19 protein-coding genes are annotated in these 17,758 nt (G+C 59.0%); 11 read left to right on the forward strand and 8 right to left on the reverse strand.

Annotation, left to right across the window (positions count from 1 at the left end; all coding sequences use genetic code 11):
* Positions 1-47 precede the first annotated feature (47 nt).
* Both xseA and ACR0MJ_RS07200 read left to right on the forward strand, forming a co-directional pair.
* On the forward strand, positions 48-1,532 hold the full coding sequence (xseA, locus tag ACR0MJ_RS07195; protein ID WP_480760164.1) for an exodeoxyribonuclease VII large subunit: 1,485 nt from the start codon (positions 48-50) through the stop codon (positions 1,530-1,532).
* 3 nt (positions 1,533-1,535) lie between these two features.
* Positions 1,536-2,198, forward strand: coding sequence for a glutathione S-transferase family protein (locus ACR0MJ_RS07200; RefSeq protein ID WP_480760168.1), 663 nt, complete (start codon positions 1,536-1,538; stop codon positions 2,196-2,198).
* On the opposite strand, the gene ACR0MJ_RS07205 is transcribed toward ACR0MJ_RS07200, so the two are convergent.
* The gene (locus tag ACR0MJ_RS07205) at positions 2,174-2,569 is read right to left on the reverse strand and encodes a hypothetical protein (protein ID WP_480753698.1); all 396 of its coding nucleotides are present in this window, start codon (positions 2,567-2,569) and stop codon (positions 2,174-2,176) included. The two genes, ACR0MJ_RS07200 and ACR0MJ_RS07205, sit on opposite strands and share 25 nt — an antisense overlap.
* A 141-nt stretch (positions 2,570-2,710) precedes the next feature.
* Here ACR0MJ_RS07205 and ACR0MJ_RS07210 point away from each other — a divergent pair, with 141 nt between their 5' ends.
* The 5 genes from ACR0MJ_RS07210 to ACR0MJ_RS07230 all read left to right on the forward strand — a co-directional run bounded on the left by ACR0MJ_RS07210 (position 2,711) and on the right by ACR0MJ_RS07230 (position 6,938).
* Positions 2,711-3,349 (forward strand): lysoplasmalogenase, encoded by a 639-nt coding sequence (locus tag ACR0MJ_RS07210; protein ID WP_170635539.1) that lies wholly within the window; start codon positions 2,711-2,713, stop codon positions 3,347-3,349.
* A gap of 58 nt (positions 3,350-3,407) precedes the next feature.
* On the forward strand, positions 3,408-4,547 hold the full coding sequence (ftsY, locus tag ACR0MJ_RS07215) for a signal recognition particle-docking protein FtsY (RefSeq protein ID WP_170421053.1): 1,140 nt from the start codon (positions 3,408-3,410) through the stop codon (positions 4,545-4,547).
* An 88-nt stretch (positions 4,548-4,635) separates the two neighbouring features.
* Entirely contained in the window at positions 4,636-5,538 is a 903-nt protein-coding gene (locus tag ACR0MJ_RS07220) for a DMT family transporter (RefSeq protein ID WP_170393546.1), read from the forward strand.
* A 16-nt stretch (positions 5,539-5,554) separates the two neighbouring features.
* Positions 5,555-6,160, forward strand: coding sequence for an inner membrane-spanning protein YciB (locus tag ACR0MJ_RS07225; protein ID WP_170393548.1), 606 nt, complete (start codon positions 5,555-5,557; stop codon positions 6,158-6,160).
* A 109-nt stretch (positions 6,161-6,269) separates the two neighbouring features.
* On the forward strand, positions 6,270-6,938 hold the full coding sequence (locus tag ACR0MJ_RS07230) for a Crp/Fnr family transcriptional regulator (RefSeq protein ID WP_170393550.1): 669 nt from the start codon (positions 6,270-6,272) through the stop codon (positions 6,936-6,938).
* 229 nt (positions 6,939-7,167) lie between these two features.
* On the opposite strand, the gene ACR0MJ_RS07235 is transcribed toward ACR0MJ_RS07230, so the two are convergent.
* The 6 genes from ACR0MJ_RS07235 to rpiA form a co-directional block, all read right to left on the reverse strand.
* Positions 7,168-8,610, reverse strand: coding sequence for a Do family serine endopeptidase (locus ACR0MJ_RS07235; RefSeq protein ID WP_480760313.1), 1,443 nt, complete (start codon positions 8,608-8,610; stop codon positions 7,168-7,170).
* 179 nt (positions 8,611-8,789) lie between these two features.
* Positions 8,790-8,984, reverse strand: a complete 195-nt coding sequence (locus ACR0MJ_RS07240; RefSeq protein ID WP_170393554.1) for a DUF2065 domain-containing protein — start codon at positions 8,982-8,984, stop codon at positions 8,790-8,792.
* Positions 8,984-9,880, reverse strand: a complete 897-nt coding sequence (gene hflC, locus ACR0MJ_RS07245; RefSeq protein WP_170393556.1) for a protease modulator HflC — start codon at positions 9,878-9,880, stop codon at positions 8,984-8,986. Before hflC ends, ACR0MJ_RS07240 begins: the two co-directional genes overlap by 1 nt.
* Positions 9,880-11,022 carry an FtsH protease activity modulator HflK gene (hflK, locus tag ACR0MJ_RS07250; RefSeq protein ID WP_170393723.1) on the reverse strand — a complete coding sequence of 381 codons (1,143 nt, stop codon included), beginning with the start codon at positions 11,020-11,022 and terminating at the stop codon, positions 9,880-9,882. Before hflK ends, hflC begins: the two co-directional genes overlap by 1 nt.
* Positions 11,023-11,094: 72 nt before the next feature.
* A complete protein-coding gene (gene gor, locus ACR0MJ_RS07255; protein WP_480760171.1) occupies positions 11,095-12,453 on the reverse strand; it encodes a glutathione-disulfide reductase in 1,359 nt (452 codons plus the stop codon).
* A 129-nt stretch (positions 12,454-12,582) separates the two neighbouring features.
* Positions 12,583-13,368 carry a ribose-5-phosphate isomerase RpiA gene (rpiA, locus tag ACR0MJ_RS07260; protein WP_170645840.1) on the reverse strand — a complete coding sequence of 262 codons (786 nt, stop codon included), beginning with the start codon at positions 13,366-13,368 and terminating at the stop codon, positions 12,583-12,585.
* Positions 13,369-13,535: 167 nt separating this feature from the next.
* Here rpiA and ACR0MJ_RS07265 point away from each other — a divergent pair, with 167 nt between their 5' ends.
* Genes ACR0MJ_RS07265 through ACR0MJ_RS07280 form a run of 4 tightly spaced genes read left to right on the forward strand, consistent with a single transcriptional unit; the run spans position 13,536 to position 17,016 of the window.
* The gene (locus ACR0MJ_RS07265) at positions 13,536-14,237 is read left to right on the forward strand and encodes a glutathione S-transferase family protein (RefSeq protein WP_480760173.1); all 702 of its coding nucleotides are present in this window, start codon (positions 13,536-13,538) and stop codon (positions 14,235-14,237) included.
* Between the two features lies 1 nt (position 14,238).
* The gene (locus ACR0MJ_RS07270; RefSeq protein ID WP_480760175.1) at positions 14,239-15,612 is read left to right on the forward strand and encodes an L-serine ammonia-lyase; all 1,374 of its coding nucleotides are present in this window, start codon (positions 14,239-14,241) and stop codon (positions 15,610-15,612) included.
* Positions 15,613-15,639: 27 nt separating this feature from the next.
* Complete coding sequence (locus ACR0MJ_RS07275; protein WP_170404929.1) at positions 15,640-16,056, forward strand: GFA family protein; 417 nt, start codon at positions 15,640-15,642, stop codon at positions 16,054-16,056.
* Positions 16,057-16,101: 45 nt separating this feature from the next.
* Entirely contained in the window at positions 16,102-17,016 is a 915-nt protein-coding gene (locus ACR0MJ_RS07280) for a DMT family transporter (RefSeq protein ID WP_480760179.1), read from the forward strand.
* Here the strand turns inward: ACR0MJ_RS07280 and ACR0MJ_RS07285 are convergent.
* Positions 16,961-17,668: a thiamine diphosphokinase gene (locus ACR0MJ_RS07285; protein ID WP_480760183.1), complete on the reverse strand. Its 708-nt coding sequence runs from the start codon at positions 17,666-17,668 to the stop codon at positions 16,961-16,963. The genes ACR0MJ_RS07280 and ACR0MJ_RS07285 overlap by 56 nt on opposite strands.
* Between the last annotated feature and the right edge of the window lie 90 nt (positions 17,669-17,758).

Consider the following 17,758-nt stretch of genomic DNA (forward strand, 5'->3'; position numbering starts at 1 on the left):
CTGCGCGGCGTTCTAAGCTGCGCAGAGATTTGACACAAGGCGCTGAAATGTCCGACCTGCTAGATGACCCGATTCCGGGTCAGAACACCCCCGAATACACTGTCTCGGACATCTCAGGCGAGGTGAAGCGCACGCTCGAGGGCACCTTTGGCCGAATCCGTGTGCGTGGAGAAGTGGGCCGCGTGTTCAAGGCCCGTTCGGGTCATCTGTATTACGACATAAAGGACGACCGGAACGTGCTGGCCTGCACAACTTGGAAAGGGCAGATTTCTGGTCTTTCAGTTGTTCCCGAAGAAGGCCTCGAGGTTGTCGTCACCGGGCGCCTGACAGCTTTTGGAGCCCAGTCGAAATACAACCTGAATGTCGATGAAGTCGCCGTCGCCGGGCAAGGCGCGCTGATGGCATTGCTGGAAAAGCGCAAAAAGCAGCTCGAATCCGAAGGCTTGTTTGCGGCTGAACGCAAGAAACCCCTGCCCTACTTGCCGCAGATCATCGGCGTTGTCACTTCGCCCTCCGGTGCGGTGATCCGAGACATCTTGCATCGGCTGCGCGATCGGTTCCCGCGCAAAGTACTGATCTGGCCCGTCGCGGTTCAGGGGGCAAACTGTGCCCCCGAAGTGACCCGCGCCATCGAAGGCTTCAATCAACTCACACCGGGCGGGGCCCTCCCGCGACCCAACCTGATTATCGTCGCGCGCGGCGGTGGGTCCATAGAAGACCTCTGGGGCTTCAACGAAGAAAGCGTCGCGCGCGCGACTGCAGCCTCAGAAATCCCGCTGATCTCGGCCGTCGGGCACGAGACGGACACCACCCTGATCGACTATGTCTCGGACCGCCGCGCGCCTACGCCAACCGCCGCTGCCGAACTTGCCGTACCGGTCCGCATGGAACTGCTGGCTTGGACCAACGAACAAGGTGCCCGCCTGTCGCGCGCGGCAACAGATGCCGTACAACGCCGCAGTCAACGGCTGCGCGACCTGTCCCGAGCCCTGCCCCGCCCCGATACACTGCTGGAAAGCCCGCGCCAAAGGCTCGACCAAATCTCGGAACGCCTGCCTAACGCGCTGATCCGGGGTGTTCAAAACCGCCGCGTCAAGCTGCTGGACAGTGCGGCGCGTCTGCGCCCCTCGACCCTGCGCAGTTTTGTCGAAACCCGCCGCGACCGCTGGCGCAACCTGTCCTCGCGCCTGTCAATGCGCCCGATCCAGCGCGAGCTGGAAACACGGCGCGATACCCTCAACCGACTGACCGATCGCCTGAACGCCGCGCAATCCACACGGCTGGACCGCCTCCGCCAGCAGATGGAGGCCACCGATCGCCTGCGCGAAACGCTGAGCTACAAAGCGACGCTTGGGCGTGGCTACGCCGTCGTGCGCGCCGAAGGAGAGGTCATCACAACCAAAGCTCAAGCCTCCGGTCACGCTGTTCTTGAGATCGAATTCGCTGACGGTCGCCTCAGCACCGGGGCTGCGGGCAAGGCGCCACCCAAGAAATCCAAACAGGCACCTCCTGATCAGGGATCGTTGTTCTGACCGATGTTGACGATCTGGGGCCGTAAAACATCCTCGAACGTTCAGGCCCTAATGTGGTGCGTGGGTGAGCTTGGCCTAGAATACCAGCGTCACGATCTTGGCCATCGCTTCGGCGGGCTGGACACTGCAGCGTTTCGGGCACTGAACCCAAACAAAACCATCCCCGTCCTGCAAGATGGCGACAACCTACCGCTTTGGGAAACCGGCGCCATCCTGCGATATCTGGCCACCCAATATGGCGATCAGGCATTCTGGCCTTCAGATCCTACCCGGCGCGCCACAATCGACAAATGGGCCGAATGGGCGAAACTCAACGTGGCGATGGCGTTCACCGTTCCGGTGTTCTGGCAAATTGTGCGAACACCCGTTGAACAGCAGGACCAAACAGCGATCCATCGGGCCGTCAGCGATTTGGAAATAAAGCTGGCAATCGCGGACATGGAGCTGGACCAAAACACGTTCCTTGCGGGTGAGCGTTTTACACTGGCGGATATACAGCTCGGCCACGTCCTTTACCGCTACTACGATATCGACATCGTCCGCGCTCCGTTACCGCATTTGCGTCGATACTATGAACGGCTAACCGAAAGGCCCGCGTTTCAACATCACGTCATGCTGGACTATGAAGACCTGCGACCATTTCAGACCCCGACATCCGGTCCGTAGCACAACATCTCTTCGCCAATATCCTCGGCCTCGTACAACTCGGTCGCTGTCGGATCGCCCTCGAATTGCGCGATCAATCCGCCCCCGGATTGCCAGAACACCCAGCATTGCGGCGCCAATTGATCCTCATAGATGAAACAGATCTGATCTTCCTGCTCGTACCAAACTCCGTTCATGCAATTGCCATCCAGAAATGACCAGATGACTCGGCGGTCTGGCAGATACCGTTCGACTCCGTAGGCCTGCCCATCGAACCCGTAATACAAGGTTTTTCCACGCGTATACGCATCAAACTCAGGCCCTGTCAGAGGCGACTGCGCCGCAACGGGCTGTGAGGCAAGGGTCAGTAGAATCAAGCAAGTTCGGATCATGGCCACACTGTGTCAGAAGCTGCCCACAAGTGCCATTCAACCTTTCCACATCGCGACGATCGGCAAGATAACTCCACGTCACGCCTTGATGCACGGCCGAGATCATGGCGATGATTGCCTCAAAAACATCGGGGACGCACCATGACGACACTTCTTTTCTGGATTGCGGCGGCCTGCGCGCTGACCTACCTGCCACTTACCGCGCGCCCGGCCGGCACCCTGCGTAGCATGCTGAAAACAGCATCGGTCGTGCTGCTGGCAGGCGTCGCCATACTGGCAAGCGCGCCATGGCTCCTGATCCTCGCCCTTACCTTCTGCGCGATAGGCGATGCCCTTCTGTCACGCGAAACCGACAGCACATTCATGGCAGGCATCGGTGCATTTGCTGCGGGGCATTTGGCCTATATCGCCTTATTTTTGACGAGCCCCAGCAGCAACCCTGAACAGATCTTCGACCACCCCGCGATCTTCTGGTCCCTGATCATCCTGGGCATCGTTATGGCCACGCTGCTCACCCCCCGCGCCGGAGACCTCAAAATCCCCGTCCTCGCCTATATTCCAATCATCCTGGGCATGGGCATCACCGTTCTTGCCCTTCCCGAAACTGGAGCCTTACGCTGGGCCCTTCCCGCCGCGATGGCATTCATCGCCTCGGACCTGGCGCTTGCGACTGAAAAGTTCCTGCTACCTGCCAATCACCCGGCCCTGAAGCTTGCGTCCTATCTGGTCTGGCCGCTTTATTGGGCGGCCCAAGCCGGGTTTCTGATCGCCTTCACCTGACCCTTTGCAACTGCCTTCAATCCACATTAGGTGAGGGGAACACCTGCGGAGATCAAAAATGGCGTTTTTCTCAAAGCTCAAGGACAAGCTGTTCAAATCCTCATCGCGCCTCGAAGAGGGGCTGGATGCAATTGTCGAGGATGGCGGCGAGGAAACCCCAAATCCTGATCCGGTGATCCCCGAACCTGAGCCCGAACCGCAACCGGTTCCCGAAGTGCCGGAACCCACGCCCGCGCCCCAACCGGTCGAGCCTCCCGCTCCGATCCCGGCTGATCCCACACCGGCGCCTCCACCCCCAGAGGTTCCAGAATCCAAGGGTTTGATGGGTCGCCTGTTCGGCCGAAATGAATCCAAGACCGTTGTCCGCCGCACGCTGGACGACGACATGCTGGAGCAACTCGAAGAGCTTCTGATCGCCTCGGATATGGGCGTCGACACTGCCTTGCGCGTTACGTCCAACATGGCCGAGGGCCGCTTTGGTCGCAAACTCTCGACCCAGGAAATCAAACAGCTGCTGGCGCAGGAGGTTGCCCGCGTGATGGAACCCGTGGCTAAACCCATGCCGATCTACCCCAAACGCCCGCAAGTGGTGCTGGTTGTTGGCGTCAACGGTTCGGGCAAAACTACGACAATCGGTAAGCTTGCCAGCCAGTTCAAAGCCGCCGGCAAGAAAGTCGTCATCGCCGCCGGAGACACATTCCGCGCTGCCGCCGTCGAACAGCTGCAGGTCTGGGGTGACCGCGCAGGCGTGCCCGTACTGACGGCACCCGAAGGGTCCGACCCTGCCTCGCTCGCCTTCGATGCACTGACCAAGGCCCAGAGCGAAGGTGCTGACCTTCTGATGATCGACACCGCAGGCCGCCTGCAAAACCGCGCCGATCTGATGGAAGAGCTGGCCAAAATCGTCCGCGTCATCCGCAAGGTTGACGACACCGCACCGCACAACACTCTGCTGGTGCTGGACGCCACCACCGGGCAAAACGCCCTCAGTCAGGTCGAAACCTTCCGCAAACTGGCCGATGTCTCGGGCCTCGTGATGACCAAACTGGACGGCACAGCCAAAGGCGGCGTGCTGGTCGCCCTCGCCGACAAGTTCGGCCTTCCGATCCACGCCATTGGTGTCGGTGAGCAAATCGACGACCTCGCCCCGTTTGATCCCGAAGAATTCGCCGCCGCCCTGACGGGCCTACAATCCTGATCCGCCCCTTCATCTGGCCGAAAATACCTTCGGGGGGCTTGGGGGGCAGACAGCCCCCCACTCTCTCCGCCCAAGCGAAAGCCCCGATTTGAGCGACTGGCTGATCTCCCTCGAAGGCACCGAAGCAGGCCACCAACTCGCCCTCGCGCTCGCGCTGATGGCGGCCTTCCTGCATGCGGTTTTCGGTGCACTGCAAAAAGGCCGCCACGACCCGTGGATGTCGCGCGGGGCGATCGATGCCTGCTACTGCCTTATGGCGATGCCATTCGCCTTCTTTATCGTGCCATGGCCCGAACCATACATGTGGCCGATCTTTGGCGTCGTTTGGCTGATCCATATCGGCTATAAGGTGCTGCAGGCGATGGCCTACACCAAAGGCTCCTATACCGTTGTCTATCCGGTCGTGCGCGGTACTGGCCCGCTCTTCACCGTGATCGGAGCTTATCTTTTGTTCGGTGAAACCTTCTCGGCCATCCAATGGCTAGGAGTAGCGACGCTTCTCGCGGGCATCTTTGGCCTTGCCGCCTATAACCTGCGCTACCTTGAGACCAATCGAGATACGCTGCAAATCGCGCTGGTGCTGGCGGTCGTCACGGGCCTCTTCGTGGCGCTCTATACGACCTATGATGCCTACGGTATCCGCGCTACGGCCGACCCGTTCACCTTCCTTGCGTGGTTCTTCATGATCGACGGGGCCGCGATGCCTATCTATGCTGCGCTCAGATACCGCGCAATGATCCACCGCCCTGCGCTTGGACCTCTGATGCTTCGCGGGTTCGCGGGCGGCATCATTGCGCCGATGTCCTTCGGTGCCATCATGCTCGCCACGCGACTGGACAAGGTCGGAGAGGCGGCGGTCCTGCGCGAAACCTCCACCGTTTTCGCAGCACTCATCGGCTGGCTGGTGCTGAAAGAAACTGTCGGCCCCAGACGCATTGCGTTGATGGCATTGATTGCACTCGGCGCAGTAATAGTTGAAATGGGCGGGTAAGCAGCAGGTTGGAATCATGGCAGAGAAAAAAGACATCAACCCATTCCTCAAACAGGTACTGGAACTTGGCCCCCCACTGGCCTTCTTCTTCATCTACCTGCGCCTGCGTGATGACAATTTCGTGATCGGCGGCACCGAGTATTCTGGGTTCATCGTCGCCACCATCCTGTTCGTGCCGCTGATGCTGGCTGCCATGGGCATCCTCTGGTACCTGACTGGCAAACTCAGCCGGATGCAGATTTTCACCGCATTCATGGTGATTTTCTTCGGCGGCCTCACCGCGTGGTTCAATGACGAGCGGTTTTTCAAGATGAAAACAACGCTGGTCTATGGCTTCTTTTCCGCCATCCTCGGGATCGGGCTTTTGCAGGGGAAATCCTACCTGGCATATGTTCTGGACGAGATGCTACCCATGCAGCACGAGGGCTGGATGATCCTCACCCGGCGTCTGTGTGCCTGTTTCGCGGTACTGGCCGCAGCCAATGAATTGGTCTGGCGCACGATGTCAACGGACCTATGGGTCAAGATCGAAACCTTCGGCTTTCCCATTGCCTTGATGGCGTTTCTGATGATGCAGTTCAACCTGCTGCAAAGCTATATGGATGATCCCGACAAGCAATAACTGTTCTTGCCCAAGCGTAACAAGCTAACAAAATTTCTTGGCTTAAGCTTGAAGCTGTGAAAAGTTGGGTCACCACCCGCACCACTCAACCCCGGAGATCAGCGCCCGAATGATGGCATTTCCCAACAGTGGATTCCTGTCCGAAGCCTCTGAAGAGCTGCGCACCATGCTGGCAGCCCAGGCCACCGAAGTCACATTGGATCGGGGCGATGTCCTGTTCGAGCAGGACGATGAAGGCGATGCGCTCTATGCCATTCTTTCCGGTGCGCTCGAAGTGTCATTTCTTGCGTCGAGCGGGCGCAAGCTGTCTCTCAGCATGATGCGCCCAGGTGAGGTGTTCGGGGAAATCGCGTTGTTCGACAGCGGTCCCCGCACCGCAACCGTAACAGCAGCTGAGCCCTCCAAAGTCCTGCGCGTTCGCCAGAAAGACATGATGGCGCAGATCCGGGAACACCCTGACCTTGCGGTGGATCTGATCCGCTTGGCCGGTCTTCGCATGCGCTATATGGGCGCTCAATTGAACGAGCAGGTATTCCTGCCGATGCCGATCCGACTGGCGCGCAAGCTTTTGCACCTGGCAGGACAACAGGACAGCCCAACGGCACGTATCACGCTTTCGCAGAGCGAATTGGCCGAATTTGTCGGTGCGACGCGTGAGGCAGTGTCAAAGACCATTTCGACATGGAAACGCGACAATGTCGTCGAAGCTTCGCGCGGCGGGCTGCAGATCCACGACTTTGACGCGCTGCGGCAACTGGCCGAATCCGATTTAATCTAAATTTTCGGCACAGATGTGATCCGCTTCACATACGCAGCTTTAAGATTGCCCTAAGGTCAATCCCGTTACCGTAGGAGGTCGGTTTTATCATCCCCGATATCTGTCCACCGACCTCTCCCTGTACAGAGCCATATGCCTTCCCCGGCATATGGCTTTTTTCTTTACAAAGTATGAAAAAGGCCGGGAAAATATCCCGACCTTCTAATTTCAGATCTGTTCGCTGAGTTTATTATTCTAGGCTCAGCGCTACGAACCGGGGTTCCCCGCCCCGCCGCACCAGCAGCAACAGAGATTTGCGTCCTGCTTCACGCGCCTCATCCATCCGCGTCTCCAGATCAGTGATCGAAGTCACCTTCTGCTGCCCCGCCTCAGTGATAAGATCACCGGCGCGCAGACCCTTTTCAAAGGCTTCCGAGGATTCATCAACATTGGTCACCAACAATCCTTCGGCGTCGGCATCCAGACCCAATTCCTCGCGCTGGCTATCCCCCAGCGGAGCGATGGTCAGGCCAAGAATATCCTTGTCTTCCTCCGTCGGCGTTTCGGCTTCCGGCTCTTCGCCGTTCTCGGCACGTTCGGCGTCTTCGCGGCGGCCCAGCGTCACCAGCACGGTCTGGGTGCCTCCATCACGGTGCACGACCACACGCACGGATTTGCCAACGGTGGTCTCTCCCACCTGCCGCACAAGGCCGCGTGTATCCTCGACCTCGACGCCATCAAAGCTGATGATCACGTCTCCGGCCAGCAGGCCCGCTTCTTTTGCCGGGCCGTCCGGTACATCGCTGATCAACGCACCTCCGGGTTTGTCCAGCCCCATCGCCTCGGCCATATCCTCGGTCACGTCCTGAATGCGCACGCCCAGCCAACCGCGGCGGGTCTCCCCGAACTCACGCAGTTGATCAACGACCTTGATCACCACGTTCGAAGCCATCGAGAAACCAATCCCGATCGAGCCGCCATTGGGCGACAGGATCGCAGTATTTACGCCGATCACCTCGCCATTCATGTTGAACAGCGGCCCACCCGAGTTGCCCCGATTGATCGCAGCATCGGTCTGGATGTAGTCATCATATGACCCGCTCAGCGCCCGATTCCGGGCCGAGATAATCCCTGCTGACACCGAAAAGCCCTGCCCCAGCGGGTTGCCCATCGCGATCACCCAATCGCCCACGCGGGCAATGTCGCTGTCACCGAACTGCACGTATTTCAGCGGCCCTTCCGCCTCGACTTTCAGCAGCGCGATGTCGGTCTTTTCGTCCCGGCCGATTACCTTGGCAACCAAATCTTTCGCGGGCTGACCATCACCGGGAAAAAACTCGACCAATATCTCATCGGCTTCGGCAATCACGTGATTGTTGGTGACGATATAGCCGTCTTCCGAGATCACGAAGCCCGAGCCCAGCGCATTGCTGCGACGTGGACGATTTTCATTGTCCCCGCCATTGCGATCCTGAAACTCTCGGAAAAAGTCTTCGAATGGTGAGCCCTCTGGCACGATCCCTTGCGGGCCAGTCTGGCCTTCGATCAGTGTCGACGTGGTGATATTGACTACCGCAGGGCTAATCTGTTCAGCCAGCGGCGCCAGGCTATCACCCCGCGCCTGCGCGGACACCGATTGAGCCAAAACCAGCAGCACCCCCACTAAGATCAGCCACATCAGCCGCATCTTCATAACAAAATCGTCCCGTCGGACGGACACACTGCGCGCCTTAGCCTGCACTTGGGGTCTCCTTGTTGACTAATTCTCTGTTGGCATCACCCGGATGCCCTTCTTTGCAACCAATGTAGTCAGTTTGTCCCGGCCCGCAACTCGGGATCGCGGGGAAATCACCGGTGCGTGAAACCATCGCATCAAAAACCGACCTGATATGCGCCCCACAGCAGCACCAGCCCACTGACCACACAAAGCAGCCCGACCAGCCGCCGCGCCTGTTCCGGCAACGCGCGCAGCGCCTCAAGCATGCGTTCTATAAGCGAAGGGGCCAGCGCATAGGCCAGCCCCTCGACAATCAGTACCAGCCCGAAGGCCAGAAGGATCATGCCCATCACTCAGCGGCCGCAGCTGCCGGTGCCCGACGCCCGGTCGGAGAAGCAAGGTAGTTGAAGAACTCCGAGTCCGGGCTCAGGATCAACGAGCTGTTGCTGCCTTGCAGAGCGTTCTCGTAAGCAGTGAGCGACCGGTAGAATTCAAAGAATTCCGGATCGGCACCATAGGCTTCGGCGAAGATCGCGTTGCGTTCGGCATCGGCCTCACCGCGAATGATCTCGGCCTCACGGTTGGCGTCCGAGACCAGTTCAACCACGGTCCGATCGGCCTGCGCGCGCACACGCTGCGCGGCTTCGTTACCGCGAGCGCGTTCGTCGGTCGCTTCACGTTCACGTTCCGCCTTCATCCGGTCAAACGTCGCCTCAAGGTTGGCCTGCGGCAGATCGGTCGCCTTCAGACGCACGTCGATTACGTTCACGCCCAGCGCACGTGCCTGTGCAATCGCGCTGTTGCGGATACGCAGCATCAGCGCGGCACGATCCGAGCTGAGGATGTCACGGGACGAAACCGAACCCAGTACTTCGCGGGTTTCCGCGCGCAGAATGCGGTCCAGACGATCCTCGGCAACCGGGATACCGCCGACACCAACGGCCTGACGGAACTGTTCCAGATCAGAAATCCGGTAGCGTGCGAAGGCATCGACCACCAGACGACGATCGTCTAGAGGCGTCACTTCCAGCGGCTGAACGTCAATCGACAGGATACGGTCGTCATACCGCACCACTTCCTGAATCAGCGGGATTTTGAATGCCAGCCCCGGATCTTCCTTAACCGCAACAACGCGACCAAATTGCAGAACCAGAGCGCGTTCACGCTCGTCCACGATGAAGATCGAGGACAGAACACCGACTATCGCAAGAAAGATGATCGGCAGAATAAACGTTGTCTTACGCATCAGTTGCTCTCCCCTGCAGGGTTACGGCGCAACTCGTTGAGCGGCAGATAAGGCACAACGCCCTGCCCCGATCCTGTCGAGTTTTCATCCAGAATGATCTTGTCCACATCACCCAGCACCTGCTCCATGCGTTCCAGATACAGACGTTTGCGGGTCACATCAGGTGCTTTGGAATATTCCTCCAAAACCGCGCTAAAGCGGCTGGCTTCACCCTGTGCACCGTTGATCTGCTGGGCACGATAAGCTTCAGCCTCTTCCAGTACCTGCGCGGCTTCACCACGCGCCTCAGCGAGAACGCGATTGGCATAGGCGTCAGCGACGTTCTGCAACCTGTCACGCTCCTGCGCGGCGGCCTGAACGTCGCGGAACGCGGCAATCACGTCCTGCGGTGGATCAGCCTTGTCAAAGTTCACACGAACGATGTTTACACCCGAATCGTAGCTGTCCATTGTCTCTTGGATCAGTTCCTGCAGGCGATCAGCAATGATACCGCGATCCCGGTTCAGGATCGGCGCAAGTTCGCTCTGCGCAATAATCTCGCGCATCGCCGATTCAGACACGGCGCGGATTGTCTGGCGCGGATCACGCAGGTTGAACAGGAATTTCGCCGGGTCATTGATGTTCCAGACAACCTGATAGTCGATATCGACCACATTCTCGTCGCCGGTCAGCATCAGACCATCGTCGCTGCCACGGGCACCGCCCATGTCTTCGTTCTGTTCGCGGGTGACCGGAATGACCTCGGCGGTCACAAACGGCCAAGGCGCAAAGTTCAGACCCGGATTTCCGACAGCCGAGAACTCACCCAGAAACAGTTCGACAGATTGTTCTTCGGGTTTGACTGTATAAAAGCTTGCTAGCCCCCACAGACCTGCCGCAACCAACAGACCGATCGCAACGGTCCCTTTGGTAAACGCGGGGCCACCGCCGCCGCCCGAACCATTTGTACCACGGCCACCGCCGCCACGACCGCCCATCAGGACGCGCAGCTGTTCCTGGCCCTTTTTCATCAGCTCATCGATCTCGGGGATCTGCGGGCCGTCACCTTCGGGGGGCTTGCGCCCGTCCCCGTTGTTACCCCGATTTCCTCCGCCTCCGGATGAGCCTCCGCCCCCCCAGGGGCCGCCGCTGTTGCCCGCCATATGTATCTTTTCCCTTGTGTTGGACCGTGTGATCACGGGTTCCCTTGTAACGTGTGTGCGCGCGCTTGCAAATCAAGCCGTGCGCACAGGTTGCCGCATTGTCACCAGTTCTTCGGCCATCACCGGATGAACTGCAACCGTACGGTCGAAATCTTCTTTGGTGGCACCCATCTTTACGGCAATTCCGGCAAGTTGGATCATCTCACCCGCGCCCGGCGCAACGATGTGACAGCCGAGTATTTTCCGCGTCTCTTGCGACACGATCAGCTTCATCAGCACGCGCTGTGTGCCTCCGGCAAACGCCTTCTGCATCGGCTTGAATGAGGTCGCATAAACCTCGATCGGTTCCTGTTCCGCAGCCGCTTCCTCGCTGAGGCCCACAGTACCCATTTCCGGCTGGGTAAAGATGGCGGTCGGGATCAGTTCGTGATCAACGGGCGTTGGGTTGCCTTTAAAGACGGTCTCGACAAAGGCCATGCCTTCGCGGATCGCCACAGGGGTCAGGTTCACCCGATCGGTTACATCACCAATGGCAAATATCGAGGGCACGCCTGTCTGGCTGTACTCATCCACGATGATCTCACCCTTGCGACCGCGCGCGACGCCCAAAGCCTCTAGCCCCAGATCATCCGCATTCGGCGCGCGACCCGTGGCATACATCACAACGTCGAACAGCTGCTCGGAGCCATTTGTGGCCTTCACCCAGATTTTGTCGCCTTGCTTTTTCATCTCAAGCACGTTGGTACCCAGATGCAGGTCGATCCCGTTCTGGCACATCTCTTCATTGATCAGCCCGCGCGCCTCATCATCAAAGCCCCGCAGAATTTGCGCCCCGCGATAGAACTGAGTCGTTTTGACCCCCATCCCATTCATGATCCCGGCAAATTCACAAGCGATATAGCCACCGCCAACGATCAGCATGGATTCGGGCAGTTCCTCCAGGTGGAAAATCTCATTCGAGGTGATCGCAAGATCAGATCCGGGGAACTCGGGTACAACCGGGCGACCGCCCGTTGCGACAAGAATATGCTTGGCCGTCTTCCGGGTACCATCAGCCAGTTCAACCGTATGCGGATCAACGACATGGGCGCGCTGGTCGAAACTCTCGACACCATTGTTCTTCAGGATATTGCGGTAGATACCTTCCAACCGATCGAGCTCTGCGTGCAGCTTAACTTTGAAAGTGTTCCAGTTGAACGCACCCGGCTGCATGTCCCAGCCATAAGCCTGCGCGTCCCCGACCGTATCCGCGAACTCGCTGGCGAAAACCATCAGCTTCTTGGGTACACAGCCACGGATCACGCAGGTTCCGCCGTAACGATCCTCTTCCGCCAGAGCCACCTTGGCGCCGATTTCACCCGCCGCCACCCGTGCCGCGCGAACTCCGCCCGAGCCGCCTCCGATGACGAACAGATCATAGTCAAAGCTCATGTACGAGTTCCTTTTATTCCGCGTGGCCAAAATTCACTGGATATCTGGGCGCAAATCCTGAACTGCCAACCCCTGGCGCGGGAAATAGTGATTTTTCTTCTGCAGTTTATCGCGCTACTTGCCTGATCTTTAGTCCGCCAGATCGGAAAACAGGTTGTCCCCGCCGTCGCCCAGCATATCGGTCAGGACTGTACCCTCATTGATATCGCGCAATTCGACCCGGCCATCGCCATAACCAATGACAACCTTGTCGCAAATATCAATGAACAGCCCATTTTCGACCACACCCGGGATCTGATTCATTACCAGTGCCAATTGGCGGGCATTGCCGATCCGCTTGAGATGCAGGTCCAGAATGTGATTGCCCTCATCCGTAACCTTGGGCGCCTCACCGTTCATGCGCAAAGTGACCGAGGTGCCCAGCACATCCATTGTGTCCAGCGCCTCTTCAATCAGGGTGCGGGTGGTCTGCCAGCCGAACGGGATCACCTCGACCGGCAAAGGGAATGCGCCCAGCGTCTCAACCTCTTTGCCTGCATCCGCGATCACCACCATCTGATCGCTGGCTGTGGCCACAATCTTTTCCTGCAACAGCGCAGCACCACCGCCCTTGATCAGGTTGAACTCGCCATCGAACTCATCCGCGCCGTCGATCGTCAGGTCCAACCAGCCGGCCTGATCCAGCGAGACGACCTCGATCCCTTCTTCCCGCGCCAATTGCGCCGTCGCGGTCGAGGTCGGAACGCCCTTGATTTTCAACCCTTCATCGCGCACCCGTTCACCCAGGCGGCGCACCAACCACGCGGCGGTCGAGCCTGTCCCCAATCCCACACGCATCCCGTCCTGAACAAGATCGGCGGCGCGACAGGCAGCAACGTATTTCGCTTTGTCGATGGGCGACAAATCTCTGGTCATGGCAGCTTCCCCCAAGAATACTGCCAGACTTATACGGAATGCCCCGCGCAACTGCGAGAGGCAAAACACTTCATACCTGTGCTAACATGTCGCTGAAATACGCGTTTCCGATAGGAAACGTCGCAATCAGCCTCTATTGTGATCGCCAGACCCCCTAGATAGTCGCCATGGAATCGCCATACCGCCTGCACTACGCCCCCGACAACGCCTCGCTGGTGATCCGACTGGCGCTGGAAGAGATGGGCCTGCCCTATGAGACCATACTGGTCGATCGCGTCCGTGATGCACAGAATAGTGCGGCGTATCGGGCGTTGAATCCGAACGGGCTGATCCCGGTGCTGGAGACGCCCCAGGGTCCGATCTTCGAGACCGCCGCAATCCTGCTGTGGCTGGCTGATACGCATGGGCAATTGGCCCCGACACAGGTCAGCCCTGATCGGGCGGCATTCCTGAAGTGGCTGTTCTTCGCCTCTAATACCCTGCATGCCGATCTGCGAATGCTGTTCTATGCCGAGAAATACATCGCTGCTGATCAGTCCGATACACTACGCTCCGGCATCCGCCCGCGGCTGCGGCAGCACCTGAATCTGCTGGATGCTCAAGCCCAAAAAGCGCCCGACTGGTTCAGTGCTGATCGCCCTTCAGTCCTCACGATATATGTCGCCTGCATGATGCGCTGGATGGCACTCTATCCCGCTAAGGCAGACCGAAGCTGGTATCAACTGGCCGACACACCTTATCTGCAAAAGATCCTGATGCAGCTAGAATCAAACCCGTCGACCCGCGCAGCAATTGCCGCCGAGGGGCTGGGGGTCACTCCCTTCACCTCGCCGACCTACGCCAACCCTCCAGAAGGCTCAGCTACCTGACATGTTTCTCTCTGTCTTCGATATGTTCAAAGTGGGCATTGGCCCATCCTCGTCACACACCATGGGTCCCATGGTGGCCGCCGCGCGGTTCCTTGACATGATGCGCGCCTCACCGTTCGAATTCGCGGGCTTGCGGGGTTCACTGCACGGCTCGCTGGCTTTCACGGGTGTCGGCCACGCCACCGACCGCGCGACGATTCTGGGTCTCGCCGGATTTGTCCCCGACACCTATGACAACGACAAGGCCGAGGCCGCGCTGGCACAGATTACCGAAACCCATACGGTGACACCCGAAGGCCTGCCTACCCTGACCTTCGACCCCAAGGCCGATCTGATCTTCGACTATGAAAACAATCTGCCCGGTCATGCCAACGGCATGATTCTGATGGCCACCGATGCGCAGGGCGACGTCATCCTGCGGCAGGTTTATTACTCGATCGGTGGTGGTTTTGTCCTGACCGAGGAAGAGTTGGCCGAAGGCAAAGCAACGGATGAAGGCGACCCCGTGCCCTTCCCCTTCAAATCCGCTGCCGAGATGCTTGAGATGGCGAAGACCAGTGGCAAGAGCATCGCTCAGATGAAGCGCGAGAATGAAATCGCGCGTGGTTGCGCGGATAGTTTTGCCAAAGGCAGCGCGCGTCTGTGGCAGGTGATGAATGACTGTATCGAGCGTGGGCTAAAAACGGATGGCATCCTGCCCGGTGGTCTCAGCGTGCGCCGCCGCGCCAAAGGCATTCACGATGCCCTTCTGGCAGAACGCGGCATGAACCTGAATGCCCCGCATACGATCAACGACTGGATGAGCGTTTACGCCATGGCCGTGAACGAGGAAAACGCAGCCGGTGGGCAGGTTGTCACCGCCCCTACAAATGGCGCGGCAGGCGTGCTGCCATCAGTTCTGCGCTATTACCTCGATCACGTGCCCGGCGCGTCCGAAAGCCATATCGAGGATTTCCTGCTGACCGCCGCCGCCATCGGTGGTCTGGTCAAGTTCAACGCTTCGATCTCGGGCGCTGAAGCGGGCTGTCAGGCCGAGGTTGGCAGCGCGTCAGCCATGGCTGCGGCAGGCATGTGCGCCGTGATGGGCGGTACGCCTGAGCAGGTTGAAAACGCCGCCGAGATCGCGTTGGAACATCACCTTGGCATGACCTGCGACCCAGTCGCGGGCCTTGTGCAGGTGCCGTGTATCGAGCGCAACGGATTGGGCGCGATCAAGGCCGTCTCGGCGGCCTCGCTGGCCCTGCGTGGCGACGGCAAGCACTTTATGCCTTTGGACGCGGCCATTGAAACTATGCGCCAGACCGGCGAGGATATGCACGAGAAATACAAGGAAACATCTTTGGGCGGGTTGGCCGTCAACGTGCCGAACTGCTGATCTGACAGCAAGAACAAGTGGGGTGACATGCGCGGACATTGCCTGTGCGGCAAGATTGGATACGAGGTTGACCCTCCGGTTCTGTCCTGTGTCACCTGCCATTGCGACAGCTGCCGTCGCCAATGCGCGGCCCCGATGACCACCTATTTCGGGGTGCGCGACGGCAATTGGCGCTGGACCGGGGAACAGCCAAAACGGTTCAACTCATCCCCCGGAGTCGAGCGCAGTTTCTGCCCCCATTGCGGCACGCCAATCTCCTTCCGCTCGACTGTGATGTCGGATGTTATGCACCTCTATGTGGCGACGCTGGAAAAACCCGAAGCACTCAGCCCAACCTTGCATGTCGCGCACGAGGAAAAGCTTAGCTGGCTGCAGCTTGGTGACGGCCTGCCCACCTGCATCGGCCCGGATTACACCAAAGTCCAACCCCTGCCCGACACCTGAGATCAGAGCTTCCCCCTCTGCCGCGAAACCGCTAGCGTCGCGCACATGACTCAGGATCGTCCCGTTCTCGGCATCATATTGATGCTCGGCTTTTGCGTGCTCGCACCGCTGGGTGACGGGATGGCAAAGCTGTTGGGTGAAACCACAGCTTTGGGACTGTTGGTACTGGTGCGGTTTGCTGTTCAGGCGATGGTCCTGATCCCACTGATCGCGATGACCGGCAAGCCATGGAAGATGACGCCGCGCGTTTTGCGCCTGACGATGATCCGCACCCTTCTGCACATCATTGGGATCGCAGCGATGTTCACAGCGCTGCAATATATGCCGCTGGCCGATACCGTGGCCATCGCCTTTGTAATGCCTTTCATCATGCTGCTTTTGGGCAAATACGTTCTGGGCGAACAGGTCGGCCCCCGACGTCTGGTCGCCTGTGTCGTGGGATTCATCGGCACCTTGCTGGTCATCCAACCCAGCTTTGCACAAGTGGGCGCGCCTGCCTTGTTGCCCTTGATCGTCGCAGTGGTCTTCGCCCTGTTCATGCTGGTTACGCGGCAGATCGCCAAGGAAACCGACCCGGTTGCGCTGCAGGCTGTATCGGGGGCCATGGCGACCGCCTTTTTGCTTCCGATTGTCCTGCTGGGTTCCCAAATCGGCCTGCCCGCAATGTCCCTGACCATGCCCACGGCTGAGACACTCTGGCTGCTGCTGGGAATCGGTGTGCTGGGCACCGTGGCGCATCTACTTATGACATGGTCTCTGCGCTATGCGCCGTCTGCGACTCTGGCCCCGATGCAATATCTAGAGATTCCGGTCGCCACCCTGATCGGCTGGCTGATCTTCCACGATCTGCCAAACGGGCTTGCCGCGCTAGGCATCGGCATCGGCATCACCGCCGGGCTCTACGTTATCCTGCACGAGCGGGCCAACGCTCGGTCCGGCCCGACTGAAACGCCTGCATAACCAGATCCAACGCCGCGCGCGGCAGGATCGTCAGCAACCCGGGTCCATCGACCTCAAGCGTTAGCGCGCCTAGCGCTCGGTTTGAGGTTCCGACCTGCCCGTCCGGTTCTAGCACCAGATCATCAATCGGCCATTCCAGCCCCTCGCTGCGCCCGGTCACCCGCCGCAGCGGAAACAATGAAACCGTGTCTCCTGCTGTGAGCTCCAGACTGATCCTGGGTGGCGCATGAAAGACAATTTCTCGTGCGCCCAACAGGACACAAGGCCGATCCTGCAACCGAACCAGTGTATTGAACGCCACCAACTGATGATCCACGCGCGCGCCCAGAAATCCTGCTGCCAGCACCACAGGCGCATCCATATTGCGCAGCGCCTTGTCAAAATCGGTGCTGTTCTGCTCGGATATCTGGAACAACCGATCCTTAGGAATCCGGGCCAGATATTCTGCCGTAATCGAGTCCAAATCGCCGATCACTGCGTCCGGCATCCGTCCCGAATCAATCAACGCAGCCGCACCGCCATCCGCCGCAACGGCAGAATTGACGCGATTTAGCACCAGATTCACATCCTCTGAACAGATTTCGCCCCCACCAAACAGCCCGATTGGCCCGCCAGAGCGAACAATTGCCCCATTTTCCACAAGATTGACCATATTTTCCAGTTTTGGACATAATGAAACCACAAAATGATAGCTTCATGGCTAGAGTTTCGAGTCGGTTGCCCCTGCTGTGTCTGGTAGTCG

The sequence above is a fragment of the Ruegeria sp. C6 genome, from assembly GCF_056537625.1.

What these genes read in the sequence shown, in the direction of transcription:
- rpiA (WP_170645840.1), bottom strand. Translation starts at nt 13,368, where the DNA reads ATGACCAGAGATTTGTCGCCCATCGACAAAGCGAAATACGTTGCTGCC.
- gor (WP_480760171.1), bottom strand. Translation starts at nt 12,453, where the DNA reads ATGAGCTTTGACTATGATCTGTTCGTCATCGGAGGCGGCTCGGGCGGA.
- ACR0MJ_RS07280 (WP_480760179.1), top strand. Translation starts at nt 16,102, where the DNA reads ATGACTCAGGATCGTCCCGTTCTCGGCATCATATTGATGCTCGGCTTT.
- ACR0MJ_RS07240 (WP_170393554.1), bottom strand. Translation starts at nt 8,984, where the DNA reads ATGGGCATGATCCTTCTGGCCTTCGGGCTGGTACTGATTGTCGAGGGG.
- ACR0MJ_RS07205 (WP_480753698.1), bottom strand. Translation starts at nt 2,569, where the DNA reads ATGATCCGAACTTGCTTGATTCTACTGACCCTTGCCTCACAGCCCGTT.
- ACR0MJ_RS07265 (WP_480760173.1), top strand. Translation starts at nt 13,536, where the DNA reads ATGGAATCGCCATACCGCCTGCACTACGCCCCCGACAACGCCTCGCTG.
- ACR0MJ_RS07275 (WP_170404929.1), top strand. Translation starts at nt 15,640, where the DNA reads ATGCGCGGACATTGCCTGTGCGGCAAGATTGGATACGAGGTTGACCCT.
- ACR0MJ_RS07270 (WP_480760175.1), top strand. Translation starts at nt 14,239, where the DNA reads ATGTTTCTCTCTGTCTTCGATATGTTCAAAGTGGGCATTGGCCCATCC.
- hflK (WP_170393723.1), bottom strand. Translation starts at nt 11,022, where the DNA reads ATGGCGGGCAACAGCGGCGGCCCCTGGGGGGGCGGAGGCTCATCCGGA.
- hflC (WP_170393556.1), bottom strand. Translation starts at nt 9,880, where the DNA reads ATGCGTAAGACAACGTTTATTCTGCCGATCATCTTTCTTGCGATAGTC.
- ACR0MJ_RS07285 (WP_480760183.1), bottom strand. Translation starts at nt 17,668, where the DNA reads ATGGTCAATCTTGTGGAAAATGGGGCAATTGTTCGCTCTGGCGGGCCA.
- xseA (WP_480760164.1), top strand. Translation starts at nt 48, where the DNA reads ATGTCCGACCTGCTAGATGACCCGATTCCGGGTCAGAACACCCCCGAA.
- ftsY (WP_170421053.1), top strand. Translation starts at nt 3,408, where the DNA reads ATGGCGTTTTTCTCAAAGCTCAAGGACAAGCTGTTCAAATCCTCATCG.
- ACR0MJ_RS07210 (WP_170635539.1), top strand. Translation starts at nt 2,711, where the DNA reads ATGACGACACTTCTTTTCTGGATTGCGGCGGCCTGCGCGCTGACCTAC.
- ACR0MJ_RS07225 (WP_170393548.1), top strand. Translation starts at nt 5,555, where the DNA reads ATGGCAGAGAAAAAAGACATCAACCCATTCCTCAAACAGGTACTGGAA.
- ACR0MJ_RS07230 (WP_170393550.1), top strand. Translation starts at nt 6,270, where the DNA reads ATGATGGCATTTCCCAACAGTGGATTCCTGTCCGAAGCCTCTGAAGAG.
- ACR0MJ_RS07200 (WP_480760168.1), top strand. Translation starts at nt 1,536, where the DNA reads ATGTTGACGATCTGGGGCCGTAAAACATCCTCGAACGTTCAGGCCCTA.
- ACR0MJ_RS07235 (WP_480760313.1), bottom strand. Translation starts at nt 8,610, where the DNA reads ATGAAGATGCGGCTGATGTGGCTGATCTTAGTGGGGGTGCTGCTGGTT.